Genomic DNA, 23,597 nt, shown 5'->3' on the forward strand with positions numbered 1-23,597 from the left:
CCTCCTCACACGTCCAGCAGCGGCTTGTGTTTGAGATGGCGCGCGAACACCGGCATGAACTGTGCGTCGACCCGCGCACCCCACACGGCGAGCGAATGGCCGACGATCCACAGCACGACGCCGGGAATCCACAGTTGCAACCCCAGCCCCACGGCAGCGGCCAGCGTGCCGTTGGCGATCGCCACGGTGCGCGGCGCACCGCCCATTAGGATCGGTTCGGTCAGCGAGCGGTGCAGCGGCACCTCGAAGCCCGGAAGATCGCTGGCCGTGTTCATACGACGGCCCCGCCCGAGAAGCTGAAGAACGATAGGAAGAAGCTCGATGCCGCGAACGCGATGGACAGGCCGAACACGATCTGGATCAGCTTGCGGAAGCCGCCCGACGTATCGCCGAAGGCCATCGCCAAGCCCGTGGCGATGATGATGATGAGGGCGACGATGCGCGCGACTGGCGCCTGGATGGATTCGAGGATGGATTCCAGCGGACCTTCCCAGGGCATCGAGGAACCGGCGGCCTTTGCCGTGCCGGCCGTCATCAGCACGACGACGGCCAGCAGCAAGCCGTGGTGTGCGGGCGCGACCAGGCGCCGCAGGCGCACGAAGGCCGAGGCCGGATTTACGGAAGCGCGCAAAGCATGGGCGAACGTCTGCGTCATGGCAGTTCTCCTGAGTGGTCAGGGGACGGGGAAGAAGCGACGGAAGGAAGCGCGGCAGCTCCGCAACGGCGTTTCCAGCACGTCCGCCAAGCGATAACCCGCGCCGTCTTGGCCGGCGACGCGGGCGATGCTCTCGATGCAGCGCTTGTGGCCGCGGCCGGCGATGAACACGACGACGTTCACCGCTTCGGCGATCAGGGCGCGCGGCGGGTTCACCGCGACTTCGAGAATCAACTGCTCCAGACGCAGCAGCGCGCCGAGAGCGGAACCGGCGTGGATCGTGGCGATGCCGCCCGGATGGCCGCTGCCCCATACCTTGATGAGATCCAGCGCCTCGCCGCCGCGCACTTCGCCGACGATCACGCGATCTGGACGCAGGCGCATCGTGGCGCGCACCAGCTGGCCCATCGACACGACGCCGGCGCGCGTCCGCAGCGGGACGTGGTCACGCGCCGCGCACTGCAGCTCTACTGTGTCTTCGAGCACCAGCACGCGGTCGCCTGTGGCGGCGATCTCGGCGAGCAAGGCATTCGCCAAGGTCGTCTTGCCTGTGCTGGTGCCGCCGGCGATGAGAATGTTCTGTCGCTCGCGTACTGCGCTGCGGAACTCGGCCTGCTCGACGGTCATCATTCCGTCGCTGACGTACCCATAGCGTGCGGTCGGGGTTTAGCATGATTTCCACCACATCAGCATCTTCCAGCGCGGCAGCGATCAACGGCCCCATCGCCGTACGCAACTAGCGATCCAGCGGAATGACCCCAACTGCGCGCTTGCGCAGCGCGAAAGCCGGACCTGGTGCTGCCGGCGGCAGGATGCCCTCGAAGCGTTCGCCGGTTTCCGGCAACTCGGCGGTCAACAATGGCTGGCCGCGATGCACTTCCGCGCCGACGTGCGCGGCGACCAGGCGGATGATGCGTTCGCCGTCTTCCTCGGACAGCTCAGCACCCATCGGCGAGCGGCCTGACGACCGGCGATCAAAGGGATGCCAGCCGAGCCGTGCGTTGCATGGCCGGATCGAGCTGGCGGGGAAGCGGCAACGGCGGGTCGTCGTCATCGAGCAACACCAGGTCGTTGTCGGCTGTCTGCGGTTCGAGGCTGTATTCGAAGACTTCGGTTAGCTCTGGCTGCCGGCACGGGCCGCCGTCGTCGGCGGTCCCGACGGTATCGCCGATAAGGTCAGTGACAGGCGAAGCCGGAACAGCGGGAATCGCTAGGCCGCTCCAGTCGTCGGGGCGCAGTGGCGGCGCATCGGCGCAGCAGCCTGCCACGAGCGCGGGCGGCGACAGCACACGCCGCTTGAAATTGGCATCGGAGTAGTAGCGCAGCTTCTTCGCCTTGATCAGCGCGACGCTGGACACCATCACCACGGCTTCGTCGGGAGGGAGCTGCATCATTTCGCCCGGCGTCAGCAGCGGACGCGCGGTTTCCTGGCGCGACACCATCAAGTGCCCAAGCCACGGCGCGAGCCGATGGCCGGCGTAGTTGCGCTGCGCACGCAACTCGGTTGCGGTGCCGAGTGTTTCGGAGATGCGCTTGGCGGTGCGCTCGTCGTTCATGGCGAACGTCACGCGCACATGGCAGTTGTCGAGGATCGAATGGTTCTGGCCGTAGGCTTTGTCGATCGGGTTGAGCGACTGCGCGATGAGGAAGCTGCGGATGCCGTAGCCGGCCATGAAGGCTAGTGCCGTCTCGAAGAAGTCGAGCCTCTCCAGCGCCGGGAACTCGTCGAGCATAAGCAGCAGCTTGTGACGACGTGCGATGCCGTCGCTGCCATCGAGCGATTCGGTCAGCCGCCGACCGATCTGATTGAGGATCAGTCGAACCAGCGGCTTGGTGCGGCTGATGTCCGATGGCGGCACCACCAGGTACAGCGAGACGGGATGCTCGGACGCGATCAGGTCGGCGATGCGCCAGTCACAGCGCGAGGTGACTTCTGCCACCGTGGGGTCGCGGTACAGACCGAGGAACGACATGGCCGTAGACAGAACGCCAGACCGTTCGTTGTCCGATTTGTTGAGCACTTCACGCGCAGCGGACGCGACGACAGGATGCGGTGCGTTCCCCAGATGGCGTGTCGTCATCATCCAGTGCAGCGTCACCTCAAACGGGCAAGCCGGATCGGAGAGGAAGTTGGCCACGCCGCGCAGCGTCTTGTCCGCACCCGCGTAGAGCACATGCAGGATGGCACCGACCAGCAGTGCGTGACTGGTCTTCTCCCAATGGTTGCGCTTCTCCAATGCGCCTTCGGGATCGACTAGGATGTCCGCGATGTTCTGAACGTCGCGCACTTCATGCACGCCGCGTCGGACCTCCAGAAGCGGGTTATATGCGGCCGATTTCGGATCGGTCGGGTTGAACAGCAGGCAATGCGAGAAGCGCGAACGCCATCCGGCGGTGATCTGATGAAGCGAGCCAGAACGTCCGGCGGATCACCCACCAGGCGCAGCAGATAGGTGTTCAGCATCGGCGAACCGTCGGCCAGCGGACGTGCCACGACACCGGCCTCCCGGCTCGCGGCAATGTGCGATGCACCCGCCAGTCCCAGCGCGAATCCGGCCGACACCAGCGCCATCATCAGATCGAAGGAAGCCACCCGCTCGGCAACCAGTGGCTCCTTGTCCCCCAAACGCAGTATCCGCTCGATCTGGCGCGCACGGCCTTCGCACTGTTGCGGATCGCACAGCACCAAGGGATAGCGCAACACTTCATCCAGCGGGATTCTCTTGTAGGCCAATAGAGGATGCCGCGCCGGCACGGCGACCATGAGCGGGTCGCTCCAGACCGGCTCGGCGACGATATCGTCGCCCACTTCATCCGACTGCGCGAATCCGACGTCGTACAGATCATCGTGCAAACCTTTGAGTTGCTGCGAAAGCAAAACCTCGAAAAGGCGTACCTCGACTTCCGGCTCTTCCTGCCGACACAACGCCAGGAGACTGGGCAGGCGCGAGGGGGTTATGCCGTCGGACAATGCCACGCGCAGCTGCAAGCAAAAACCATTGGTGGTTGTTCTCACGCTATCACGGGCCTGTTGCAGTGCAGTGAATACGCGGGGCACACGCTCCAGAAACAACTCGCCGGTCCGGGTCAATTGGGTACTGCGCGTGGTGCGAACGAAGAGCCGTGCGCCGAGATCCTCCTCCAACTCCTTGATAGCACGCGACAGCGGCGACTGCTCCATGTGCAGCCGCTCGGCGGCGCGCCCGAAATGAAGCTCCTCGGCAACGGCAAGAAAACAGCGAAGATGGCGCAGTTCCATTGTCGCTCTGTCTGGCAGCCTCCTTCCTCCGTCGGCCCCCGAAGGCTGGAATGATCAGCGTCGCGGCCTTTCAAGCATGTGTACTTGCGCGCCGCTACGCTATCGCAGCCCGAGTGACTCGAATTCCTTGATCGTTGTGACGACCCGCTCGACATCGCTATCCGAAAGGTGATGGTGGCAAGGGATCGTGAGTATCTCTCGCGCCAATCGCTCCGTATTGGGAAGATCAATGCGGGGCTGGCTACGAAGCCATGCTTCCTGCATGTGAATGGGCATGGGGTAGTGGATCGCCGTCTCAATGCCCCGCATCGCAAGATAGCGCTGCAGACCCTCTCGGTCCGCTGATCTGACTACATAGTGATAGAAGGAATTTCCCTGTCCGAATCCCCCCAGGTCACTTCCTGTCGCCGTTTCGGCCAGCGCTTCGTCATAGTAAGCCGCGATTGCCTTGCGGCGGTCCAGCCATTGATCCAAGTATTGCGCCTTGATGTTCAGCGCGGCCGCCTGCAAAGCGTCGAGACGTGAGTTCATTCCGAACACGGCGGACTCGCCACGGGATTTCAATCCGTGATTGCGCACGCTCTCTGCATATTCGGCGATCTTCGGATTCGTGGTGACGAGCACACCGCCATCCCCCAGACCGCCCAATGTTTTCAGCGGATGCAGCGAGAAGGCCGCAGCATCGCCAAGAATACCGACTTGCCGGCCATCTATGGTCGTACCGATCGCCTGGGCGCAGTCCTCCAGAACAGCCACCCCGCAGGGTCGGCACAAGGCAACAATCGACTCGATCCCTGCAGGCCGCCCACGCAAGTGGACAGGTACCACGGCCTTTGTTCGAGAGGACAGGAGCGGTGCAATGGTACCGGCATTGACCAGTTCGTCGTCCCCGACATCGGCGAGGATGGGGCGAGCACCGGCTGCGACAATGACACCGACTGTCGCGACGAATGTGTTCGAACAGGTGATGACTTCGTCGCCCGGCCCCACGCCCAGCGCGCGCAGCCCCAACAGAAGAGCGTCGGTGCCGGAATTCATCGACACAGCGAAGGCGCCATGACAACGCTCGGAAAACCAGGCTTCGAATCGCGAAACCTCGTCGCCAAGGATGAACTCACCACAGGCCAGAACATCCCGCCAGCGGGCGATGATGGGCTCGGCAAGATCGCGCGCCTGTTCCTGAACATCGTTGCACTTGATCATCTTGCTTGATCTCGAGAGAGCGGCCTGAAGGACACCAGCGCAATGCCGAGCGCGCCGACTGCACTGACGATGGCGACGACCAGCAGCGTTTGGGAATAGCCCGCCATGCCGCCGAGGAGACTGCTGCCGACATAGACAAGCGGGTGCGTGCCGCTGGTGACCAAGGTATCGACCGCCACCACTTTGCCGAGCTCCTTTTCCGGGGAATGCATCTGCATGGCCGTTGCCCATCCGGTGAGCCAGGATGCTTCAACGACCCCGACGAACGCCGCGCCCAGAATGACCAGCCCGGTGGAGTGGCCCATGCCGAGTAAAGCCATGGCGACAGCGAGGAACAAGGCGCAGCTCACAGCCAGTGCGATCAGTCGCTGATGAGCGGCCGCCAGAACCGTGACAATCGATCCGAAGCATGCGCCCAATCCTGAAGCGGCCAGACACATCCCCCACATCGTGTCACTGAAGCGATCACTGATGGCATACGGGGCCACCACGAGAAAGACCGGGAAGCCGAGCACACTGACGATCAAGGTTGCGGCGAAGCCCAGCGTCAAGATGAAGTTGCCGCGGATCACACTGATTCCATTGAGCGCCTCGCGGAGGGCGAACTTCTCCTGCGATTCATAAGCGCCCTTGTCGGGCAGCAACATGGTAAAAAATGCGGCGCAGAAGAACGTTACACCGTCGAACAGAATGCCCCAAACCGGGTCCCACAGGATGATGACGACGCCCAGCGTGGCCGGAAAGATTACGGCCACCAGGTTGTCCACGAAGTTCATCGCACCATTCCCCGCCACCAACGCCTGCTTGGGCAGCAGGTTCACGAGCAGAACCTGGGCACACGGGCGGGAGATGCCAATGCCGACACCGAACAACAGATAGACAGGAAGCAGACTCCACCATGAAGCGCCGGCCACGATGAGCGCGGTGGCAATGACTTGCAACGCCCCTCTCAAAACGTCGGTGAAGACGAGGACGCGCTTGGGTGATTTGCGATCCGCCAGCATCCCTCCGACCAAGGCGCCGACGACGGTGCCAATGCCTACTGCGGCCATGACGAAGCCGAAGACGCCCGCGCCAAAATCGGCACGGATCAAGGCGATGGGAAGGGCCGCCAGACAAACGGCATCGCCGACCATGGAAAGACCTTGGCCAAGCAGCAGCCTGCGGAACGGCGCGATGCTCAGGGCGTCACGATACGGCAATGCGCGGGCGGTGAACGTCATCGGTCCCCTCCAAAAAAATGAATTCGACCGTCCGCCCCTCGCTCTGTGTGCAGCACGTGCTCCCCACAAATGATCTCGACGCCCCCCTCCGCAAGCACATTGACCTTGAGTCGCTTTCCTCGGAAGCATATGGGGAACTGGTAGGAGTCCCAATGCGGCGGCAATTGCGGTTTGAAGCTAAGCCGATTGTCAGTAACACGAAGTCCCGCCAAGCCCTCGACCAGACCTTGCCATGCGCCTGCATAGGCGGAAAGATGCAACCCGTTGCAGTAATCCGATACCGGCGTGAAATCGAGGTTGTAGCGACTGGCCCGTGCGATGTAATCGGCACACGCTGCCGTGTCCCCGATGTCCGCGGCGACCACCGCGTGAGGGCCATAGCTGAGGGATGAGTCGTGAACTGTACGCGGCTCGTAGAAGCAGTATGCGGTCCGCTTCACCTCGTCAGAAAAATCGTCGGGAAACATGGCCATGAGCAGAATGATGTCGGCCTGCTTGATGACGCACGTGGCGAAATTCTGAAGTCTGCGCGCCGAGTCCCTTTCCCCTTCATCGGCAAACCGTGGCCCGCGCCTCTTGTCGATGCGAAGCTCGGCTTCCCGCAAGGCGGCGTACCCATCGAACTCTTCCGGAATCGAGATGCCATCCACTGTCATCCAGGGAAGGTGAACGTTTTCACTGATCCTGTGCCACTGCCTGACTTCGTCCGGAGAAATGGGCGGAAAGGACTCACGGTCCACCAATGAAATCGCAAATCGGATGCACCACCGGAGGAGGTAGTTCGTGAAAAAGCTGTTGTTGACGTGATAGTGATACTCGTCCGGGCCCATCACGGATTCGATGACATAGGCCTGCTTCACATCGGACCACTCGAACGCCGATGCGGCGAATCGCGCACACTCGACAACGATCCTGCATCCGCTGGTGTTCATGTACTCCTCGTCGCCCGTTGCCTCCCAATATCTGGCCAAGGCAAAGCACACGTCCGCCGAGATGTGCAGCACCTCATCAACGCTCCATTCACGTACCCGCTGTGCGTCCGGATAGGACAGCACATAGTGCGGCCCGTTCTCGGCCCCGCAATCGTTCGATGCCTCTGGAAAGCGTGCGCCAGAGAAACCCGTGGACTGGGCGAACTCGATCGCCGCCTCCAGGGTGTGATAGCGGAAATCGAGCAGTGCACGCGCCACGCGCGGGTCGTTCCAGGTCCAGAAGGCGCACTTGTGCAATTCGGTGTCGAAAAAGGTGGCCCCGGAGTGATAGGTACTGGTCAGACCCCGCGCGGGAGAAATCGCTCCCGATGCACAGCCATGGGAATCGATGCCCTGCTGCAGGAGCTCGAAAACGGCATACCGGATGCCAAGTTCGACCGGATCACCGCTAGCATGGATGGCAACGCCGTGCGCTTTCCAGAGTCGGGACCATCTGCGGCGATGCCCGGCCTGCGCACTCGCGAAATCGGCGGGCGGCAACGACGGTGCACTGGCTGGAGATACGCGCCAGTGCGCGCACAGCCGGTGCTGCCCCGCCGCCGCGAAGTCGAAAGTGGCGGACATCGCGCAACTGCTACCCTTCGAAAGCGCCCATACGGCTGACACGCCGGCAGCGCCGGGCCATCGCTCGGTATGAACGTCATAGCGCAGCCGTCGTTTCCCCACGGCGACGATCATGCTGAAGGAATCTTCACCACAGTTGCACTGCTCTATCTCATAGTGCCGTGCTGTCAGCCACGATGCCGTTCCAAGGTACTCATTGACTGCGCAAGCATCGATGCCGAAGTCCATCCGGACCCGCTGCGGCCCGCCCGCGCCATCGATTCGTCGCAGTTCCACGTCAACCGACACAGCAGCTGTGTTCGGAACATCGATGAACTGCAGGACGGTCAGCTCATATTGCCCCCCCCGGATGCACAGCCGCTCCGTGCTGATCACAGATGACTCGTCCATCGACAACACGACTGTCGGCAAACTGGAGTCCACAGGCAATGCGGGCTCACCGGTGTCAACGTCATAGATCCGGAGGATGCCTGGTGCCGGCAATGAAACGATCTCGCGGGCGACACCAACGCCGGGGGCATACACCCCCGCCGCAAGCAATTGCAGCCGCCGAGTGCGATCGCACGACAGCGGCACGTAGGGGCGAATGCCAATCAGGCCATTTGCGAGCGTGGTCAAGCACGACGCGAAGGCAGAGGATGCCGGTTCGATATCGATCACGTGCTCGCGTTGCCCACCGTAGGAAATGATCAGCATGATCACGCCCCGGACGCACCGAAGGACCAGTCGGTGGACTGCATATTGCGGACATTGTGATAGCGGATGTCCGTCAGGACGTCAGCGCTGTCGGCGAAGCACCCCGACTGCCACTGCTCGCACAGTTCAAGAACGGCATCTCGAATTCCATAAACCAACTCGAAGCCGAATTCCTGCCGCAGCCGACGCGAGTCGAGCCGATAGGAGCGCGCATCATTGGACTCTGTCGTTGTGACGGGCACATTCATGCCGAAATAGCGGTCCACAACATCCTTGACCTGCAATGCGATGTCGGCAACGGTGTGATTCTCCTCGCCCGCATTGATCGGCTGTCCACTGAACAAACCGAGAGAGCCCCTCTGGACGAGTACCAGGTAGAGCCTGGCGAGGTCGCTGATATGGACATTGGGGCGATATTGATCCCCTCCAAAGACCGTGATTTCGCCACGCGCCAGTGCGCTGGCCGTCAGGATATTCACCGTAAGGTCCAGGCGCTGCCGGGCCGACCAACCACAGACCGTCGCTGCTCGGACCGCAATGGTTTCGAACGACGCGTCGGTGAGTTCGAAGAGGAGTCGCTCTCCCTGCGCCTTGTACCGGTTGTAATCGGTGACGGGCACACAGGGTTGGTGTTCGTCGACGAGCGGCGCCGCATTGATGCCATAAACACTCGCCGACGAGGCGTAGATGAAGCGCCGGCATCCCGCACGTTTGGCACCTGCCATGAGGTGAGGCAGACAGTCGAAGTTGATGGATCGGCTCAACCCCGGGTCGGCATTGAAGCTAGGGTCGTTTGCCACGGCGGCAAGATGCACCACCGTTGCAGCACCTTGCAGTGCCTCGTCAATGACCGGCTTGTCGCGAATGTCTCCCCGGATCAACTCCAGGTATGGATGGCCAAGAAATCGGTCGAGTCCGTTGCCAAAGAACTGTGCGTCCAGAACTCTGACCCTGTAACCGGCTGCCAGCAGCTTGGGCACCAACCGTGACCCGATATAGCCCGCCCCGCCTGTCACGAGAACAACTGATTGCACCGTCATGTCCATTCCTCCGCCGTCGTACGAATGGGAAGCACAAGTTCATCGAGAGACGAAAGAACGCAGGCCCTGGAATCGGTGGCGCGCGCTTGACTCTCGTCACGCCGAATTTGACAAGCACGCATACCGAGGTGACATGCCATGTCGACAGCGTACGGGCTATCGTCGACCAGCATCACAGCAGCCGGATCGTGCCCATCGGCCAGATGCTGGAACATCGCTTCCCGTGACTGACCGCTCTGCTGTTGCACCACCGCAGCCAACTGGTTCAGCCGCAGGCCAGCCTGATGCAGCGCGGCCTCGAACAGGCCGCGCGCATTTTGCGAGGCTGTATAGAACCTGACACACTGTTGTGCCGCTAGCGTGCGTTGCAGCAGTCGCAGCGCGTCGTCGAAGAATCCGGCACGTGAAGAAAGCCGGAGAAATTCTTTCTGCTTGATCTCCGCCAACCTGGCAATGCGCGCCGGGTCGCACGGATCATCCGGCACAGCACTCCCCTTCAGCGCCAGAAGCCGGGCTGCGCCTTCGAGACGAGGCCTGCCTGAAATGACCGTCAGATATTCTTCGCGGGTAAGACCCGGCGCCCCCATCGCTTCCCCGGCGCTGCGCCAAGCTTCATAGTGGGGAGTGTCGATCAGCGTCCCATCGAGATCGAGGAGAAGAAGTGATGACATGTCGCGTTCTCCCTCACGTGTTCCCCGCCATGGCAGTGATCAACTGCACGATCCGGGATGTGGAATCGAGGACCATGTCATCGGTGAGAATCACACGCCCACCATTGCTCTCGACAAGCTCTCGTTCTGCTTGCAGCCTCGAATCCGAGCTGGAGCGGTAGTCGGCACCCTTGAAGAACGCGTCGGGCTGCAGAGCAGAGATGATGGGCTCGGCAGTGGCCGCGTGGTTCACGATCACATGATCGCAATAGCGAAGCGATGCAATGAACTCTGCGCGGCTTCGACCGGGAAATACCGGCCGGTCTGGCCCCTTATTGACGTACTTGTCCGCCGTGATGGATACGAAGAGACGGTCGACAATGGTGCTGGCCTGTTGCAGATGATGGATGTGCCCGACATGGACTATGTCGAAGCAGCCGTGACACAACCCGATAACGAGACCGCCGGACCGGTATCCGTGCGCAATGGCTTGCAATTCAGTAATGCCATCCAGGATCGCCATAGAAAGTCATCTCCGCGAATCAAGGTGCTTTGCCATGATGTTTAAATGTTCAAGTTCACCCCAATAATCAGGTATTTGCCCGACGATTTGAAATCCATTTCGCAAGTGGAAAAGGTACGCGGCGCGTTCCCTATCAATATTCCCAATATCTAGACATAGACATCTTTTCCCTAGACTCAGTGCATGCTGCTCAATTTTGGCATAAAGCAACGAAGCAATCCTGTTGCGACGACAATTGCGGTCGACAATCAGCCAATCCGCCCACAAAACATGCCTTGACGGCAAGGGCCCAATTCCACAACCCATTGACCCGACAACTGAATCGTGGACAGTGGCAACGAAACGGACCACTTCCTCCTTGGGTTGATCCAGTTCAAGCGTAAATTGCGCACGTGCAGATTCAACCAAATTATCTTCAGACTTAATTTGCGATACCAATTCGAGGATCGCATTCATATCCGAAGCTGCCAGCTTCCGAATAATGACCTGATCGTCTTTTTCAATTACCATGATATTCAAGCCTCCTCAAAGCGGAACTCAAACGATCACAGGCATCGACAATCATCGCCGGCGTATGAGCTGCGGACAAGGTGACCGGTTCCGGACAATAATCCAGGGGCAACAAGAAGCCGTACATTTCATACTCGGTCGATAGCAGTTGAAATAATTTTCGGGCAAACTTAACGGGGTAGGCTTGATGTATGTCCTTCATCGTTCGCGGACACTTGGCCATTCCAATATGCACGCCAACCCGGCCACCGTAGCCGTCCACATGACAGGGAATTCGGTGTTGGTCGAATACTTCTCGCAAGCCCCGTTTCAATTGATCCTCCAGCATGGCGACATGCCGATGGATAGCACCGTCTTTCAAGTAATCAAGAACCGCAAGGGCAACGGAAACAGAAAGGTACCGACCTGTATTGGTGCCGCTGATTTGGACAGGCCCACGCGGCGCAATGATATCCATGTAATCGGCTTTACCGGCGATCCCGGCGATGGGTATTCCGCAGCCGAACGCCTTACCGTAGGTGGCAATGTCAGGCACGACTCCGTAGTCTTTCTGCGCACCGCCCATGTTGGCCCGAAATCCTGTCAGCACTTCGTCGAAGATCAACAGCGCACCGTGGCGCGATGCAAGCTCACGCAGAGCCTGCAGAAACCCCTCATCCGGTTTGATGCAGCCGATATTCAAAGCCACAGGTTCCAAAATGATCCCCGCCACGTCATCAGCGTACATTTCAAAAGCGCGCCGAACCGCATCAAGGTCATTCCACGGAAGCGGTACGGTCAATTGGCCGAATATTGGAGGAATTCCGGCACTGCCGGCCACAGGTTCTAGAGTCCCACTTTCGCGAATTTCACCACACCGAGGAGATGAATCTACATTCCAATAAAGGGAGTCATTTAATCCGTGAAAATGACCTTCGAATTTGAAAATCACTTTCCTCCCGGTAGCTGCGCGAGCAATTCTGGTCGCATACATGGTCGCTTCCAATCCGGAATTAACCAAACGCAGCTTCTCCGCACACGGAACCATGTCGCAGAAACGCTCACTCAACTCCTGATGCTCATCGGTTTCATACTGCTGTAAAAAACCATGCGATAGAGCGCGGATAATGGCTTCGCGAATAACGGTACTGTCATGCCCCAGAAAGCATGAACCCCAGCCCATGATATAGTCATCATGCCATTTCCCAGAGTGCACCTGGATTCTTGCGCCCGAGGCATTGCGAATCTGAACGGGTCCAATGGCAGCCAAATGGTTCCATCCCGCCAGAACATTGCCCACCCGCGTTTCCTGCATTTGCATGATCAGGCTCTCCAATTTCACAATAGCTCGATTGGACACAGAGAAAAGCCGCGCTGACTCAATCAAGCGATCATGCCAGCGGCACCAGCACACGGAAATACGAAGAGAATTCTATTTCCCCGCACACCATCGTACAAATACAACTTTTCTTGCCTTCTCATAACAAGATTGGATACCCCATAGAAAACTACGTCACAAAATTCATTGCGAACGCTGTGCGCTCAATCCGGTTAATATCCGGATTTCTGCAACAGAGAAATATATTGGGAAAGCGGCAACGAATTTTCTCGCGATCGCCATATGAAATCCACATTGAATTCCATATTGAAATCGTCGATTTCAAGAAGTGTCACGTCAGCCGGGACGGAAAAATGCGCTGTCGAAGGCACGAGGGCACAGCCAACTCCAGCGGCAACGTACGCCATAACGGCCGAGTGACTACTCGCTTCCATGGCCACACGTGGAGCCACACCGCGATCGCTCAGAAGGCGAATCTGGAAATCGTAAAACCACGGCGACTGTTCTCTGGACACGAGTACCAGATCGGTGCCGTCGATAGCCGACAAATCGCAGTGATTCTGCCGCCCGAGGGGCGACATGGAACTCACGGCAAGCGACATCGTGGCTTTCAAGACAGACTGCGAATCGAGCGTCGACGTCAACAACCGCGGACTGAGAATGAAGCCGCCATCGAGCTCGCCCGAATCCACCAGGCGCATGATTTCTCCCGACAGAAGAGAGACGAGCCTGAAGCGAATGCCCGGATACTGCGAGACGTAGTTGCGGATGCTTGACAGTACGTCGGGGTGAAAGGTGTAGCACTCCGAAGCTCCGACAGCGAGGCAACCCAACTCCCCCTGGCTCGCCTGCACAGCATTGGCGACTATCTGCGCACTTTCCTTGAGCAGTCTGCGGGCACCGGTCAAGAACTCCTGTCCGCCGGCAGTAAGGCGTATTCCTCGTGGCAGCCTTTCAAACAACGTCAGCCCGACTTCCTCTTCCAGCAATCGCATCTGGCGTGACAGGGCCGGCTGCGAGATATGCAAGACGTTCGCAGCGCCCCCAATGGTGCCGGCCTCCGCTACCGCGATGAACTTTCCCAGTCGATCGAGATCCATAATCGCGCCTCGAATCACGCCTCTAGACAGCATTCCGAACTGACGTCAGGGCGAATGAAGCTGCTTCGCACAGCTTGCTGTGTTAACGGCGCAAGACGAAGCTCGATTGGATGGAGCAGGAGGGGCGCGCGTGCGGCGCACTATCACGAAACTTGTGGTATCTCAGGCGCCCACTTTGATGGCGACGCGCAAGCGTCCCGAGCATACGCCGTTCAGGAGCGTTCTTACATACAAATGGCCATGTGTATAGACCGGGCTCAAGAAAAGTGGCTGTCGTGTGACGGCTCCCGTTGCCGGCCGATCTGCCAAGACACGCTACGGCCACGCACCGTTGCCGCAATCCACTGGCCTAACCGCTGTTCGATCACCGGCTTCCATGGCACCAGCAAAAACCCCATGCCGTCATCGAGCACGGCATAACGCCCGCTGGCGAGCATGACGCTGCGCCGATAGATACCGGCCACACGTTGTCCGTCCGCCACTGGCAGATGCTCCAGTCCCGTTTCGGCAGCGATATCCCTTGCGGCCTGCGCCAGTTCGCGCCCACGAAGCGTCAAGAGCAAGTTGCGCGCGAGAACGAAACGCTGCCCGCGATGCTCGGCCAGTCCCTGCTCGACCAGAAAATCGGCGCGCTGACTTAGTGCCACCTTCACGTCTGCGCCAAAGCCAAGGTTGCCCAGTCCCTTGCCGCCGCCGATCAATTGCTGGTCGAGCCAGGTCGCGCCCATCATGCGGACTTGCCGCTCGATGGGTAGGTACGATTTCAGTTCTACCGCCACGCCGCCGCCAAGGCGCTGTGCGTCGTATTGGCGGCCCCGTTCGGCCAAGTCGCCGGGTATGTGCCAGACACCTTCTGTTTCGCGCTCCACGATTCCGGCACGGCGCAGGGCTTCAAGCCGACGCACATGAACGGCCACCACATCATGCGGATCTCGGTCGGGCGTGGCCTGACCTTGCGCGACGACCAAGTGATGATCGGTGCGGTACACACCATCGACGGCCAACGCGGTGATGGTGCGGTCGGCGGCCCGCACGCCGGCCGCGCCCCTCACCGCCACCACGGCGCCGGGCGGGTACTGTTCCAGCTCGGCGCGCGACGGCAGCGCGACGTAGTGCGCCTTGCCGTCCGTGCCATCGACAATCAGATAGCCCTTGTCGTACAGCTCATCGGCCAGCCCTTTGCCAACCACGCGGCCGACGACACGGACCTCCTCGCCGGGCTGGAACATGGCCAGCTCGCGCCGCTGACCGCTCATGGCCCGCTGCATGGTGCGGATGATGTCGCCGCGCTCGCCCATCGCCCGCAGCGTGGATTCGGCGTCGGCATGGACGGCCCAGGTGCCGGGCTGCGGCTCGGTCGCCAGGCCCATGCGTTGCAAGCGTTGCAGGCGGCCGATCAGCATTTGCCGCTGACGCTGCAGCCGGGGTTCGGCCAGCGTCTCCGGCCGCACCAGGCCGTCCACGGCCTCGCGCTGCAAGCTGCGGTCCAGCCCCGTCCACCGCTCCTGTTCCACCTCGCGCTGCATGGCGCGCTGGATCTCCAGTTCTGTGCGCGGGCCCAGCCACTGCGTCGCCAGTTCCGATGCTCGGTGGCGCATTCCCTCGGCGATGTAGTCGCGGGCGATGATGAGGTCTTTGCCGGTATCATCCTTCCCGAGCAGGACGACGTGGGTGTGCGGGTTGTCGGTGTTCCAGTGATCGACGGCCACCCATTCCAGGCGCGTGCCCAGGTCGGCCTCCATGCGCGCCATCAAGTGGCGGGTGTAGGTGCGCAGGTCGTCGAGCTGTTCGGCGTCTTCGGACGAGACGATGAAGCGGAACTGGTGGCGGTCGTCGGCGCTGCGCTCCTTGAACGCATCAAGGTCGGCGGCATCGGTCATCGGCCCGTAGGCGCGGCCTGGTCCACCCTGGCGATCGACGCCTTCGCGCTCGATGTAGCGCAGGTGCGCGGCGGTCGAGCGTGGTCCAGCCTGCGCCAGATTCACCAGCCGCGCCTTGATGGTCACGCGCCGGGCGTTCGCTCTAAGTCCCCGGCCAGCAAAGCGCGCGGCGACGTGCCCGCGCCCAAGCCGGGCGCCGGGCTGCCGGCCGGCTTTCGCCATCGCCTTGCCGGCCTTCGCCCCGGCCTTGCTGGTCTGGCGCAGCACCTGGTTGATGAAGGCGTCGCCGCGCTGCTTCGGCGCGCCAGGGCGGACGCGAAAACGGTCGTCGTCGCGGCGACTCATGGGGCAGCTCCATCCAAGGCCGTCGCAGTCCGGCGCGCGAGGCACGCGGCTTCCCCCATGCCGGCGCGGCATTGCGCACCTTCGCGGCACGCTGCTGCCTCCTGGCGCGTGCCGCGCCACTCCCATGTGCAGACGGGCTTTTCCTGAAGAAGGTCAGTGCGCTCTACGAGGCTGACTGCGATGCTTTCGCCGCCGGATTCAAGAAGTGCTGCGACATTGTTGACGCACACGATCCATCCAGCGGTAGGAATGCCACGCCGCCGCCCCCCACTGATCTCTTTCAGGACATCCAGGCTTTGAAGGACTGGGCCGCGTCTCTGCGAGACAGGCAAAAGAAGATTGCTTGAAACGTATCTGTTCACGCCAATACTGACGTGAAACACCGATCACGGCCTCGGCTACATGGAAATTGCTCTTCTACGCCACAACAGGTTGTCCCGATAGCTGCTGAACTTCACCATGTCTCCACGCAGCGTACTCATGGAGCCCGAGGTGGAACAGCTACCGCAAGCATGCAACGCGGCCGGCATCGGCGCCGACCAGCCTGTTCCCTTGCCGGGCACGGAAGCCTACGAGGCGCTGCCGCAGTTTCCGAAGCGCAGCCCCCTTCCCTTCCGGCGCACCATCCGCCGCCAGGAACTGCGGCAGATCATTCCCTTGGCCGAAACGACGATCTACGAAATGGAGCGCCGCGGCGAATTTCCACGCCGCTTCAACCTGACGCCGCGCTGCGTGGTGTGGGATCTTGCAGAGGTGGAGGCTTGGATCGAGGAGCGCAAGCAGGCCCCTCGCGCCGGCGCCGCCAAGCCGGATGTCCACCTACGCAAAACCCGCCCTGTACGGGCGGCTTCGAGCAAGGAATGAGGTCGCGCCCCCCTCATCCAACTAGGGTTTCCAGTTCCTTGGAAGCCGAGCGCGGCAACCGGCGGCCCTCTTTCGCCACGTTGACCTGCAAGGCCACCCGCGCGACCTCCAGAACGTCTTTGGTCAGCGAATAGCTGCCCTTGGCCTGCAACCAGGCCAGCACGTCCGCTAGGTGCCAGATCGACGCACTGCCCTCATGCACCGGCGCCGGGAAGCTACCCGGATGGGCCAGCATCAGCTTGCGCATGTTCTGACGCGACACGCCGACGATCTCGGCTACGTCGGTCAAGCCGACCAGATCCGGCGTCACCTCGATCAACATGGCCGACGGTATGGCGCGGCGCACGTCGGCCAACGCGCTGCGCACGGCCGCGTCCGCACTGTCCGCCTCTCGGGTGAACTCCAAGGCCAGCCGTCCCGGCTGCCCGATGCCGACCAGTGCGTCGTCGCAGCCGGCTTGGCCCAAGCGCTCGACCAGCGCGTCGGAGTCGCGGTCATCGTCGGCAAGCTGGTATTTCAGGGTGAAGGTGTATTCCATCGTGCTACTCCTCGGCACCGCCTTCGGCCTCGCGCTGCTTGCGATGCGTGGTGCAGTGGTCCACGACGCGCCTTAGAGCGCGTGCGTGGTTGCCAGGGTTCTTCGGCGTGCTCCATACGCTGGTGATGCAGAACTCGCCGCAGCGGCACTCTTCATCGTTATACGGACAATAAATCCGGCCCCAAGCGTGGCTGCCGCCGACTTCGACGCGCCAGCCCTGCCCTTCGGCGTGCCTGAGAGCCTCCTCGACCTCTTTCTTCGGATGAGCGGGACGGGCCATCAGTGATCTCCAGTATGCGGACGACAGGAAAGGTTGTCAAGTGACAACCTTTCCACCCTTTCAGGCCATTGCGCTCAACGTCGGCACGATCACGTTCGCCGCCATCAACGTCGGTACATAGTTCTGCCCGCTACCCCAGGCGTCGACCAGGTTCGCCCACTCCTGCAGCATGTGGCGTCGCTGCTCGGCGTACTCGGCCTTGTTGTAGACCGAGCGCGAGGAACGCCCCTCCTCGTGCGCCAGACACTTCTCGATCCAATCACGGTTGAAGCCGATTTCGTTCAGCAGCGTCGAGCCGGTGCGGCGCAGGTCATGAACGGTGAAGGGTTCCAGCGGTAGCCGCTTGGTTTTTGCCGCCTCCGCCACAAGTTGCGTGACGCGATTCAAAGTTGCATTGGACATGCACCGCTCGGCGTCGTAACGAGAGGGAAAAACGAATCTTGAGCCAGCCGCGCAGGCATGCAGCGTCACGAAGATGTCGAGCGCCTGACGCGACAAATAGACCACATGCGGATTGCGCCCCTTCATCCGCTGCTTCGGAATCGTCCAGGTCTTGCTCTCGAAATCGACCTCATCCCAGGTGGCTTGAATCAGCTCGCTCTTGCGCACCATCGTCAGCAGAATCAGCCGTAGCGCCAGCTTGATAGTCGGATAGGTCGCCACCGATTCCAACTGCTGCACCATCAACCGGATCTCCAATGGCGACAAGGCGCGGTCCTTTGGCACGAAGGTGGCGATCGAAGCCGCTCTCACGCTGTCCGCAGGATTTTCGACCTTTTCACCGTGGGCGATGGCGTAGACATAGACCTGCTTCACGATGTCCCGAATCTGGACCGCGGTGGCGGGCGCTCCGCGTTCCTTGACCTTGTTGCACAAGGCTCGCAGATCTTCGGCCTGGATCTCGGTCAGCAGGCGGTTCTGGAAGACCGGCAGGATGTCCCGGTCGATGATGTGCTTGCGCATGGCGCGCGTGCTGTCGGCCAATCGTGCATTGGCCAGCCACGTCTCCATCGCCGTGCCGAAGGTTTTGATGGCGACCACCCGGCGCTTTTCGCGTTGCTTTTCTAGCGCGGGCGATACGCCCTCGAGAACGGCCTTCCGCGCGTCCAGGAGCAGTTCGCGCGCCATCGCAAGTGAGATGCCGCCAGGGCCGTAGCGCCCGAGGGTCAGCGTCTCGCGGCGTCCGTTAAGGCGGTAGTCGTAGCGGAAGGTGACAGTACCGCTGGGCGATACCGTCACGTACATCCCGTCCCGGTCAGAAGCCTTATATATCTTGGACTTAGGCTTGAGATTGCGTAGTGCAGCGTCGGTGAGCATCGAGGTTTCCTCCGGCTTTTGACGGCTTTACCGTCAGGCTTTACCGTCAAGGACCTGGAGACCTGCTGATGCCCGGAAAGCCGCATAAAACAAGCTTTCCTGAGAAGGCTTTTACCGTCAAAGACGGTAAAAGTCTGAATAGTGAACTAGAGTGTCTTAATCTGGCCTCGATTTTTACCGTCAGCTCTACCGCCAACCTTTTCCGCTGGCCGGCGATAGCTACCGATAGCTGCTGCGACGTATTTATTCCTAAATCAATACGTTACGTCAGTTTTTCGATAGCTGGCGATAGTCCTCGAAGGACGTCAATTCACTCCCACTCAATAATCAACTGGCGGCTGAAACCCGCATGGACATTGGCTTTCATGCCGATTCGTTCCGGCAGTACCGTCACGGATACCGTCAAGCTTGCATGAAGCAAAAACGCCCACCGGTTGGTAGGCGTTTTGTCTGTCCAGGGCCAGCCCTGACGCGGCCGGCGTTCTGCGGCCGGCAGTCAATCTTCGCCGTGAAGCAGCACCAGAACTTCGCGGGACAGGCGGCCGGCGAGCCGCAGCATGTTGTCCAGGGTCTGGCTATCAATCGTGGTGTGCGTCGGCATGCCACGGACGGAACTGGAATTCAGGAGTTTGAGCAACGCGGCTAGTTCCTCGGCACGCTCAGCTGCGATCAGCGCTGACGTAGGCTCGGCGGCCAGGGATTCCTGCGAGGAAGCGACCAGGGAGAGTGCGGCGGTATTCGGCATGGCTTGTTCCAAGTGGGGGGTGGACCAGAGCGAGGTTGGCGGACCGGGACTTACGAACCGGCAGGGCCGAAGCCCTCCCCACTCGGCCCACCACAGACGTGACCAAGCGATGCGAACAAAAAAGCCGCGCGCAATGAATGCGGAGCGGCTCAGATGCGCCGTAAGTTTGACGGGCCGCCAAGCCCGTGCTGCCGCTGTTTCGGCAACGATGTAACGTTATCACATTTGACTGGCTTGCGTCGAGGATTCCACGGGAATTCTTCGCTCCACGTCTCTTGCCATCCGCTGTTCACCAGCTGCCAGCAGCGCGGCGGCAGCCAGTCGCAGCGCATGGCGTCGGCGCGTCTCCCTATCACCTGGTGACACGCGCGGCCCCAGCAGCGAGTCCACGCATGCGTCCCAGGTCTCGGCTTCGGTCCATGGCTCGTCCTGTTCGTAGCGGTAAGCCTGGCCCCTCATGCGAGCCCTTTGACGGCCCAGCGCACTTTGGCCATGCGATCAGCTAAGGCAGAGTCGCCAGCTCGGCAGGCGGCGCGTTCAGCGTCCAGCAGTGCAAGCACGGCATCGTCCAGGCGCTCGCGCATTTCTGTACGGCAGGCTTGGCGCTGTTCTTCAGTCTCTGCGGGCACCGCCAGGCGAGACTGGGCGGCGTGCATGGCATCGCATAGCGCGGCGCGTTGGCGTTCATTCAGCATGTTCGGGGTCGTCCTCGTTGTCGTCGTCGGCGTCTTCACCGAAATTCTGTTTGCTCAAGGTATCGGCCAGGCCCACCAGCGCCAGGTCAATCTCGGCCAGCATCACGTCCTTGAAACGGCGTTCATTCGTTTCACCGATCAGCATGGATACGGTGCGGCTGGGCAGGTTGCGCATGTTCGTTCGGACTTCTACGAACGTACTTTCCATTACTCGCTGCATCTGCTCAACAGGTGCCACCAGGGCCTTTGCTTTAACCAGTTCCAGCTGGGCCATCTCCGCGTCTGCAGTCAGCTTCGCCAGCCTGGCCTTGCTGATCTGCTCGCCAATGTCGCCGCCGGTCAGTTCGGCCACCAGCGCCGGAAGCGCATCGCCCAGGCGGTACTTGTTGCGGCCGATTCTTTCCAGGGCGCCGCGCTTGGCGAATTCGCGGACCCAGCGCGGCGATACGCCCACCAGGGCGGCTAGGTCGGCGTCGCCCACTTCAAGGTCCAGCACGGCACTCATGCCTGCCCCGCCTTGTAGTCGCGGAACCGCCATGCGGACGGCTTCCATGCCTTCATTACTTCGCGCAGGCGTTCCGCCACCTTTCGGTCGTCTGCGGTCATAGCGTTGCCGGTGGCGATGCTGTCTGCCAGTTTTTCAGCGGCCACGATCAGCGAGAATAGGTCAACGTCCTTCATTGCGTGACCTTGCGCGCTTGTTCAAGCCACGGCCCGTTCGGGTCGATCTTGCGGGCACCAGGCGCAGTACGGCGCTTCGCACGGCGCAGCTTGCGGCGGTCCTTGTGCGGCTTGTCGGCCGGCTTTCCTGCCGGTGCGGCGGCAGTTGGTGCGGCAGGCGCGGCGGCCTCGCTGGACTGGCGGGCGCGGAACAGCTGCAAAATCATTTTCAGCATGGTTCAACCCCCAAGCCTTGCCCTGTGGCCGTGCGCCTCGTCGCGCTGTGCCTGCAGCAAATCCACGGCCGTTATCTCAAGCTGGCTGGCGATGCGGCGCAGTTCAGTGGCAGCGTGCTGGATGGCCGGTGACAGCAAAGTGGGCGCGCTACGCAGGATGCCGCGCTGTACCTGCAGCGCGTCGATAAGGCGGTGTACCGTGGTGGAGAATTCTTGTCCGTGCATGTTGTCTTGTTTCAGATGAGGGGTGGCAGACTATTTCCGGCCGTCTGCCAGGGCGAAAAAAAACGGTTTTTCAGCATCGAGGGTGACCGAAAACCTCGCCGCTTTACTTTATTCCCAGGTGCAAGCGGCTACCTGTCGCGGTTACTTCCCCCGCGCCGGGGACCAAAAAGTTTTTCGGATCATCCTCCGGTGACAACTACGGCGAGGCCACGGCGCACCAGGTCGTGCGCCAACGTGCGGGGCACTGTCAGAGTGGTGGCTTGGCGGCGGTAAAGGCCTTCGATCACTACGCCTTTCGTGAGGGTGATTTGCTCGATTTCAGTGGGGTCGATGATTTCCATGTTCGGTTGCTCGATTGCAGTAGGGTCGATGACTTTCATGTTCAGTTGCTCACTTGTTGATGTTCCAGCGCCCGCCGCATCAGTGCGGCAGCTGTCGCGCTCAGGCTGGCACGCAGTCCGGTTTGCTGCTGGACGCGGCGCTGCTCGGCCTTCAGGGCCTCCACCAGCTTGGCGTCAGCTAGGAAGGTGACGCGGTGATCTTGCTTCTGTGCTTGCATGGTGGTCCTTAGATTTCCAGGGGCCGCCAGTCGGCCCACCGCTCGCCGCGCTCGGCACTCTCGGCGGCCTGCTCAGACTCGCGCAGCGCGATGCGGGCACGGTTCATCAGGAACTGCGCGGCGCGCTCGGCCTGGGTTGCATTCAGGTCGGGGAATACCTTCAGGATTACCGACTGGGCGCGTTCCTCATTGAGGACGAAGCCACGGCGCCCCGGCAGCATCACGAACGCGCGCGCCCCTTCCTCGTCGCGGAAACGCGGCACGATATGGGCTGCGTCGATGGCCGCCAGCACATCGGCCGGCGGTTCGGTGGTGAGCGGTTCAGGCCGCCGCACCAGGCGTCCAAACAAGGCGCCGGCCATGATTAGGCTGCCTTCCAGAATGCGCCAGCGTCCGGCACCAGCGGCAGCATGTTGGCGAACACGTTCAGTTCCAGATTGCCGGCCAGGCTGGTGCGCTTGGCATGCACAGCGATTTCCGGGCGGATGGCCACGCCAGCGCGGGCGAACGATCCGACGATGGTTTCGGCAATGGTCGGCGTCAGTTCGCCCAGCACACCAGCGGCACGCAGGGTGCCGTCCTGGCCCACAGCTGCGCCGGTGGCGGCGGTTCCAACAAGCGATTTCAGTTCGGCAAATTCGATTCCACGCGCAGCGGCAGCGCCCAGCGTGAAGGTCGGCGCGGCAGCCAGGGCGTTGACGATGGCTGCCAGCAGCGTCTTGTCAGCGGCGCGAGCCAAGCCCAGGACGATGGCATGCGCCACGGCGGCTTCCACGTCATAGCCGCTGTCCTTGCTCTGGCGGCGGGTGATGATCGTGCTGAACGCGATGCTGGGTGCGTCCGGCCAGCTGATGGCGGCGGACTTCACCGGCAGCGCGCTGGTGGTCGCGTTCGCGCCATCCGACACGGTGCCGAAGGTCGCCGGGTCAACGATCACCAGGGCGCCAGCGTCGCGGTACAGGGCCAGTTCATTCGTATACGGTGCGGGGCGCTCGGCAGCCACGATGATGTGGGCGCCGGCCTGCGCCACCAGGCTGCGTTGGATGACGGCAGCGGAAACGCTGGTGGTCTTCGCGGCAGGCTCGCCAGCCGGTGCGCTGGTCACGATGCCGTCTGCGTTCAGCAGCGACGGCAGCGACAGTTCGCGCAGGTCAAAATACTGGCTCGCGGCGGGAACCCTGCCGCTGACGGCGTGCGGCATGTCCATGCCGGAGCCGATGTGCTGCACGGCGGCTTGTTCGGTGCGGGCACGTGCCAGCAGGGCGGAAAGATCAAATTTGTGCATTGGGTCGTTGGTCCGATTGGAGAACATGACCGGAGTTTGAATGACCTTCGCACTCGTTTCCTCTTGTGGGTTCTTCGTGCTGTGACAGGCCCTGGCTCAATTGCCCATTGCCGATAACTCACCTTCACCGCGCGTCGCGGCGCTTAACGAAATTCGGAGCGGAAGTGATCTCAGTGGGAGTCGGAAACCTGGCTGAAAACTGGAACTGGAAGTGAAAAAAAATGGCAGGCAGATA

The 23,597-nt window shown here is 61.4% G+C and carries 27 protein-coding genes and 3 pseudogenes; 2 read left to right on the top strand and 28 right to left on the bottom strand.

Annotated elements, in window-relative coordinates; translation table 11 throughout:
- Positions 1-5: 5 nt before the first annotated feature.
- From AB1I47_RS02755 to AB1I47_RS02825, 15 genes and pseudogenes are all read right to left on the bottom strand, one after another.
- The gene (locus tag AB1I47_RS02755; RefSeq protein WP_354682247.1) at positions 6-275 is read right to left on the bottom strand and encodes a VirB3 family type IV secretion system protein; all 270 of its coding nucleotides are present in this window, start codon (positions 273-275) and stop codon (positions 6-8) included.
- Positions 272-655: a TrbC/VirB2 family type IV secretion system protein gene (locus AB1I47_RS02760; RefSeq protein ID WP_354682248.1), complete on the bottom strand. Its 384-nt coding sequence runs from the start codon at positions 653-655 to the stop codon at positions 272-274. Before AB1I47_RS02760 ends, AB1I47_RS02755 begins: the two co-directional genes overlap by 4 nt.
- Positions 652-1,631, bottom strand: a pseudogene (locus AB1I47_RS02765) (ATPase, T2SS/T4P/T4SS family); the annotation flags it as partial. The pseudogene AB1I47_RS02765 and the gene AB1I47_RS02760, both read right to left, overlap by 4 nt.
- Positions 1,630-3,069 (bottom strand): annotated as a pseudogene (gene traG, locus AB1I47_RS02770) (IncP-type conjugal transfer protein TraG); the annotation flags it as partial. The pseudogenes AB1I47_RS02765 and traG, both read right to left, overlap by 2 nt.
- Positions 3,057-3,914 (bottom strand): annotated as a pseudogene (locus AB1I47_RS02775) (LysR family transcriptional regulator); the annotation flags it as partial. The pseudogenes traG and AB1I47_RS02775, both read right to left, overlap by 13 nt.
- A 99-nt stretch (positions 3,915-4,013) precedes the next feature.
- Positions 4,014-5,117: a DegT/DnrJ/EryC1/StrS family aminotransferase gene (locus AB1I47_RS02780; RefSeq protein ID WP_354682249.1), complete on the bottom strand. Its 1,104-nt coding sequence runs from the start codon at positions 5,115-5,117 to the stop codon at positions 4,014-4,016.
- Positions 5,114-6,340 (bottom strand): MFS transporter, encoded by a 1,227-nt coding sequence (locus tag AB1I47_RS02785; RefSeq protein WP_354682250.1) that lies wholly within the window; start codon positions 6,338-6,340, stop codon positions 5,114-5,116. Before AB1I47_RS02785 ends, AB1I47_RS02780 begins: the two co-directional genes overlap by 4 nt.
- Positions 6,337-8,592, bottom strand: a complete 2,256-nt coding sequence (locus AB1I47_RS02790; protein ID WP_354682251.1) for a glycosyl hydrolase family 65 domain-containing protein — start codon at positions 8,590-8,592, stop codon at positions 6,337-6,339. Before AB1I47_RS02790 ends, AB1I47_RS02785 begins: the two co-directional genes overlap by 4 nt.
- A 2-nt stretch (positions 8,593-8,594) precedes the next feature.
- Positions 8,595-9,632 carry an NAD-dependent epimerase/dehydratase family protein gene (locus AB1I47_RS02795; RefSeq protein WP_354682252.1) on the bottom strand — a complete coding sequence of 346 codons (1,038 nt, stop codon included), beginning with the start codon at positions 9,630-9,632 and terminating at the stop codon, positions 8,595-8,597.
- Positions 9,629-10,303, bottom strand: coding sequence for an HAD family hydrolase (locus AB1I47_RS02800; protein ID WP_354682253.1), 675 nt, complete (start codon positions 10,301-10,303; stop codon positions 9,629-9,631). Before AB1I47_RS02800 ends, AB1I47_RS02795 begins: the two co-directional genes overlap by 4 nt.
- A 13-nt stretch (positions 10,304-10,316) precedes the next feature.
- Entirely contained in the window at positions 10,317-10,805 is a 489-nt protein-coding gene (locus AB1I47_RS02805; protein ID WP_354682254.1) for an adenylyltransferase/cytidyltransferase family protein, read from the bottom strand.
- A gap of 6 nt (positions 10,806-10,811) precedes the next feature.
- Positions 10,812-11,315, bottom strand: coding sequence for a GNAT family N-acetyltransferase (locus tag AB1I47_RS02810; protein ID WP_354682255.1), 504 nt, complete (start codon positions 11,313-11,315; stop codon positions 10,812-10,814).
- Positions 11,305-12,615 (bottom strand): aspartate aminotransferase family protein, encoded by a 1,311-nt coding sequence (locus AB1I47_RS02815; protein ID WP_354682256.1) that lies wholly within the window; start codon positions 12,613-12,615, stop codon positions 11,305-11,307. Before AB1I47_RS02815 ends, AB1I47_RS02810 begins: the two co-directional genes overlap by 11 nt.
- Positions 12,616-12,845: 230 nt before the next feature.
- A complete protein-coding gene (locus AB1I47_RS02820) occupies positions 12,846-13,733 on the bottom strand; it encodes a LysR family transcriptional regulator (protein ID WP_354682257.1) in 888 nt (295 codons plus the stop codon).
- Between the two features lie 257 nt (positions 13,734-13,990).
- Positions 13,991-15,958: a relaxase/mobilization nuclease and DUF3363 domain-containing protein gene (locus tag AB1I47_RS02825; protein WP_354682258.1), complete on the bottom strand. Its 1,968-nt coding sequence runs from the start codon at positions 15,956-15,958 to the stop codon at positions 13,991-13,993.
- Positions 15,959-16,438: 480 nt separating this feature from the next.
- Between AB1I47_RS02825 and AB1I47_RS02830 the strand changes: the two genes are divergently transcribed.
- Positions 16,439-16,822, top strand: coding sequence for a helix-turn-helix transcriptional regulator (locus AB1I47_RS02830; RefSeq protein ID WP_354682259.1), 384 nt, complete (start codon positions 16,439-16,441; stop codon positions 16,820-16,822).
- A 13-nt stretch (positions 16,823-16,835) separates the two neighbouring features.
- On the opposite strand, the gene AB1I47_RS02835 is transcribed toward AB1I47_RS02830, so the two are convergent.
- From AB1I47_RS02835 to AB1I47_RS02845, 3 genes are read right to left on the bottom strand one after another with little or no spacing between them, the layout of a single operon-like run.
- Positions 16,836-17,360, bottom strand: a complete 525-nt coding sequence (locus tag AB1I47_RS02835; protein ID WP_354682260.1) for a helix-turn-helix transcriptional regulator — start codon at positions 17,358-17,360, stop codon at positions 16,836-16,838.
- Between the two features lie 4 nt (positions 17,361-17,364).
- A complete protein-coding gene (locus AB1I47_RS02840) occupies positions 17,365-17,640 on the bottom strand; it encodes a hypothetical protein (RefSeq protein ID WP_354682261.1) in 276 nt (91 codons plus the stop codon).
- 60 nt (positions 17,641-17,700) lie between these two features.
- Positions 17,701-18,957 (bottom strand): tyrosine-type recombinase/integrase, encoded by a 1,257-nt coding sequence (locus AB1I47_RS02845; RefSeq protein ID WP_354682262.1) that lies wholly within the window; start codon positions 18,955-18,957, stop codon positions 17,701-17,703.
- Between the two features lie 68 nt (positions 18,958-19,025).
- Between AB1I47_RS02845 and AB1I47_RS02850 the strand changes: the two genes are divergently transcribed.
- Positions 19,026-19,373: a hypothetical protein gene (locus AB1I47_RS02850; protein WP_354682263.1), complete on the top strand. Its 348-nt coding sequence runs from the start codon at positions 19,026-19,028 to the stop codon at positions 19,371-19,373.
- An 80-nt stretch (positions 19,374-19,453) separates the two neighbouring features.
- On the opposite strand, the gene AB1I47_RS02855 is transcribed toward AB1I47_RS02850, so the two are convergent.
- From AB1I47_RS02855 to AB1I47_RS02900, 10 genes are all read right to left on the bottom strand, one after another.
- Positions 19,454-19,702: a hypothetical protein gene (locus AB1I47_RS02855; protein WP_354682264.1), complete on the bottom strand. Its 249-nt coding sequence runs from the start codon at positions 19,700-19,702 to the stop codon at positions 19,454-19,456.
- A gap of 455 nt (positions 19,703-20,157) precedes the next feature.
- Positions 20,158-20,397: a hypothetical protein gene (locus AB1I47_RS02860; protein WP_354682265.1), complete on the bottom strand. Its 240-nt coding sequence runs from the start codon at positions 20,395-20,397 to the stop codon at positions 20,158-20,160.
- Positions 20,387-20,902 carry a type IV toxin-antitoxin system AbiEi family antitoxin domain-containing protein gene (locus AB1I47_RS02865; RefSeq protein WP_354682266.1) on the bottom strand — a complete coding sequence of 172 codons (516 nt, stop codon included), beginning with the start codon at positions 20,900-20,902 and terminating at the stop codon, positions 20,387-20,389. Before AB1I47_RS02865 ends, AB1I47_RS02860 begins: the two co-directional genes overlap by 11 nt.
- Positions 20,899-21,078, bottom strand: a complete 180-nt coding sequence (locus AB1I47_RS02870) for a hypothetical protein (RefSeq protein ID WP_354682267.1) — start codon at positions 21,076-21,078, stop codon at positions 20,899-20,901. The genes AB1I47_RS02865 and AB1I47_RS02870 overlap by 4 nt, the downstream gene beginning before the upstream one ends.
- Entirely contained in the window at positions 21,075-21,293 is a 219-nt protein-coding gene (locus AB1I47_RS02875) for a hypothetical protein (protein WP_354682268.1), read from the bottom strand. The genes AB1I47_RS02870 and AB1I47_RS02875 overlap by 4 nt, the downstream gene beginning before the upstream one ends.
- Positions 21,294-21,296: 3 nt before the next feature.
- On the bottom strand, positions 21,297-21,518 hold the full coding sequence (locus tag AB1I47_RS02880) for a hypothetical protein (protein ID WP_354682269.1): 222 nt from the start codon (positions 21,516-21,518) through the stop codon (positions 21,297-21,299).
- A 179-nt stretch (positions 21,519-21,697) separates the two neighbouring features.
- Entirely contained in the window at positions 21,698-21,898 is a 201-nt protein-coding gene (locus tag AB1I47_RS02885) for a hypothetical protein (protein ID WP_354682270.1), read from the bottom strand.
- A 2-nt stretch (positions 21,899-21,900) separates the two neighbouring features.
- Positions 21,901-22,077, bottom strand: a complete 177-nt coding sequence (locus AB1I47_RS02890) for a hypothetical protein (RefSeq protein WP_354682271.1) — start codon at positions 22,075-22,077, stop codon at positions 21,901-21,903.
- Between the two features lie 8 nt (positions 22,078-22,085).
- A complete protein-coding gene (locus AB1I47_RS02895; protein ID WP_354682272.1) occupies positions 22,086-22,439 on the bottom strand; it encodes a hypothetical protein in 354 nt (117 codons plus the stop codon).
- Positions 22,440-22,441: 2 nt separating this feature from the next.
- Positions 22,442-23,362: a hypothetical protein gene (locus AB1I47_RS02900; protein ID WP_354682273.1), complete on the bottom strand. Its 921-nt coding sequence runs from the start codon at positions 23,360-23,362 to the stop codon at positions 22,442-22,444.
- Positions 23,363-23,597 lie beyond the last annotated feature (235 nt).

It is taken from the genome of Cupriavidus necator, assembly GCF_040578825.1.
Taxonomy (GTDB): Bacteria; Pseudomonadota; Gammaproteobacteria; order Burkholderiales; family Burkholderiaceae; genus Cupriavidus; species Cupriavidus necator_E.

What these genes read in the sequence shown, in the direction of transcription:
- AB1I47_RS02790 (WP_354682251.1), bottom strand. Translation starts at nt 8,592, where the DNA reads ATGCTGATCATTTCCTACGGTGGGCAACGCGAGCACGTGATCGATATC.
- AB1I47_RS02865 (WP_354682266.1), bottom strand. Translation starts at nt 20,902, where the DNA reads ATGAGTGCCGTGCTGGACCTTGAAGTGGGCGACGCCGACCTAGCCGCC.
- AB1I47_RS02870 (WP_354682267.1), bottom strand. Translation starts at nt 21,078, where the DNA reads ATGAAGGACGTTGACCTATTCTCGCTGATCGTGGCCGCTGAAAAACTG.
- AB1I47_RS02860 (WP_354682265.1), bottom strand. Translation starts at nt 20,397, where the DNA reads ATGCTGAATGAACGCCAACGCGCCGCGCTATGCGATGCCATGCACGCC.
- AB1I47_RS02895 (WP_354682272.1), bottom strand. Translation starts at nt 22,439, where the DNA reads ATGGCCGGCGCCTTGTTTGGACGCCTGGTGCGGCGGCCTGAACCGCTC.
- AB1I47_RS02885 (WP_354682270.1), bottom strand. Translation starts at nt 21,898, where the DNA reads ATGAAAGTCATCGACCCTACTGCAATCGAGCAACCGAACATGGAAATC.
- AB1I47_RS02760 (WP_354682248.1), bottom strand. Translation starts at nt 655, where the DNA reads ATGACGCAGACGTTCGCCCATGCTTTGCGCGCTTCCGTAAATCCGGCC.
- AB1I47_RS02820 (WP_354682257.1), bottom strand. Translation starts at nt 13,733, where the DNA reads ATGGATCTCGATCGACTGGGAAAGTTCATCGCGGTAGCGGAGGCCGGC.
- AB1I47_RS02900 (WP_354682273.1), bottom strand. Translation starts at nt 23,362, where the DNA reads ATGCACAAATTTGATCTTTCCGCCCTGCTGGCACGTGCCCGCACCGAA.
- AB1I47_RS02795 (WP_354682252.1), bottom strand. Translation starts at nt 9,632, where the DNA reads ATGACGGTGCAATCAGTTGTTCTCGTGACAGGCGGGGCGGGCTATATC.
- AB1I47_RS02825 (WP_354682258.1), bottom strand. Translation starts at nt 15,958, where the DNA reads ATGAGTCGCCGCGACGACGACCGTTTTCGCGTCCGCCCTGGCGCGCCG.
- AB1I47_RS02855 (WP_354682264.1), bottom strand. Translation starts at nt 19,702, where the DNA reads ATGCCGAATACCGCCGCACTCTCCCTGGTCGCTTCCTCGCAGGAATCC.
- AB1I47_RS02755 (WP_354682247.1), bottom strand. Translation starts at nt 275, where the DNA reads ATGAACACGGCCAGCGATCTTCCGGGCTTCGAGGTGCCGCTGCACCGC.
- AB1I47_RS02880 (WP_354682269.1), bottom strand. Translation starts at nt 21,518, where the DNA reads ATGCACGGACAAGAATTCTCCACCACGGTACACCGCCTTATCGACGCG.
- AB1I47_RS02845 (WP_354682262.1), bottom strand. Translation starts at nt 18,957, where the DNA reads ATGCTCACCGACGCTGCACTACGCAATCTCAAGCCTAAGTCCAAGATA.
- AB1I47_RS02835 (WP_354682260.1), bottom strand. Translation starts at nt 17,360, where the DNA reads ATGGAATACACCTTCACCCTGAAATACCAGCTTGCCGACGATGACCGC.
- AB1I47_RS02805 (WP_354682254.1), bottom strand. Translation starts at nt 10,805, where the DNA reads ATGGCGATCCTGGATGGCATTACTGAATTGCAAGCCATTGCGCACGGA.
- AB1I47_RS02785 (WP_354682250.1), bottom strand. Translation starts at nt 6,340, where the DNA reads ATGACGTTCACCGCCCGCGCATTGCCGTATCGTGACGCCCTGAGCATC.
- AB1I47_RS02815 (WP_354682256.1), bottom strand. Translation starts at nt 12,615, where the DNA reads ATGCAAATGCAGGAAACGCGGGTGGGCAATGTTCTGGCGGGATGGAAC.
- AB1I47_RS02875 (WP_354682268.1), bottom strand. Translation starts at nt 21,293, where the DNA reads ATGCTGAAAATGATTTTGCAGCTGTTCCGCGCCCGCCAGTCCAGCGAG.
- AB1I47_RS02830 (WP_354682259.1), top strand. Translation starts at nt 16,439, where the DNA reads ATGGAGCCCGAGGTGGAACAGCTACCGCAAGCATGCAACGCGGCCGGC.
- AB1I47_RS02850 (WP_354682263.1), top strand. Translation starts at nt 19,026, where the DNA reads ATGCCCGGAAAGCCGCATAAAACAAGCTTTCCTGAGAAGGCTTTTACC.
- AB1I47_RS02810 (WP_354682255.1), bottom strand. Translation starts at nt 11,315, where the DNA reads ATGGTAATTGAAAAAGACGATCAGGTCATTATTCGGAAGCTGGCAGCT.
- AB1I47_RS02780 (WP_354682249.1), bottom strand. Translation starts at nt 5,117, where the DNA reads ATGATCAAGTGCAACGATGTTCAGGAACAGGCGCGCGATCTTGCCGAG.
- AB1I47_RS02840 (WP_354682261.1), bottom strand. Translation starts at nt 17,640, where the DNA reads ATGGCCCGTCCCGCTCATCCGAAGAAAGAGGTCGAGGAGGCTCTCAGG.
- AB1I47_RS02890 (WP_354682271.1), bottom strand. Translation starts at nt 22,077, where the DNA reads ATGCAAGCACAGAAGCAAGATCACCGCGTCACCTTCCTAGCTGACGCC.
- AB1I47_RS02800 (WP_354682253.1), bottom strand. Translation starts at nt 10,303, where the DNA reads ATGTCATCACTTCTTCTCCTCGATCTCGATGGGACGCTGATCGACACT.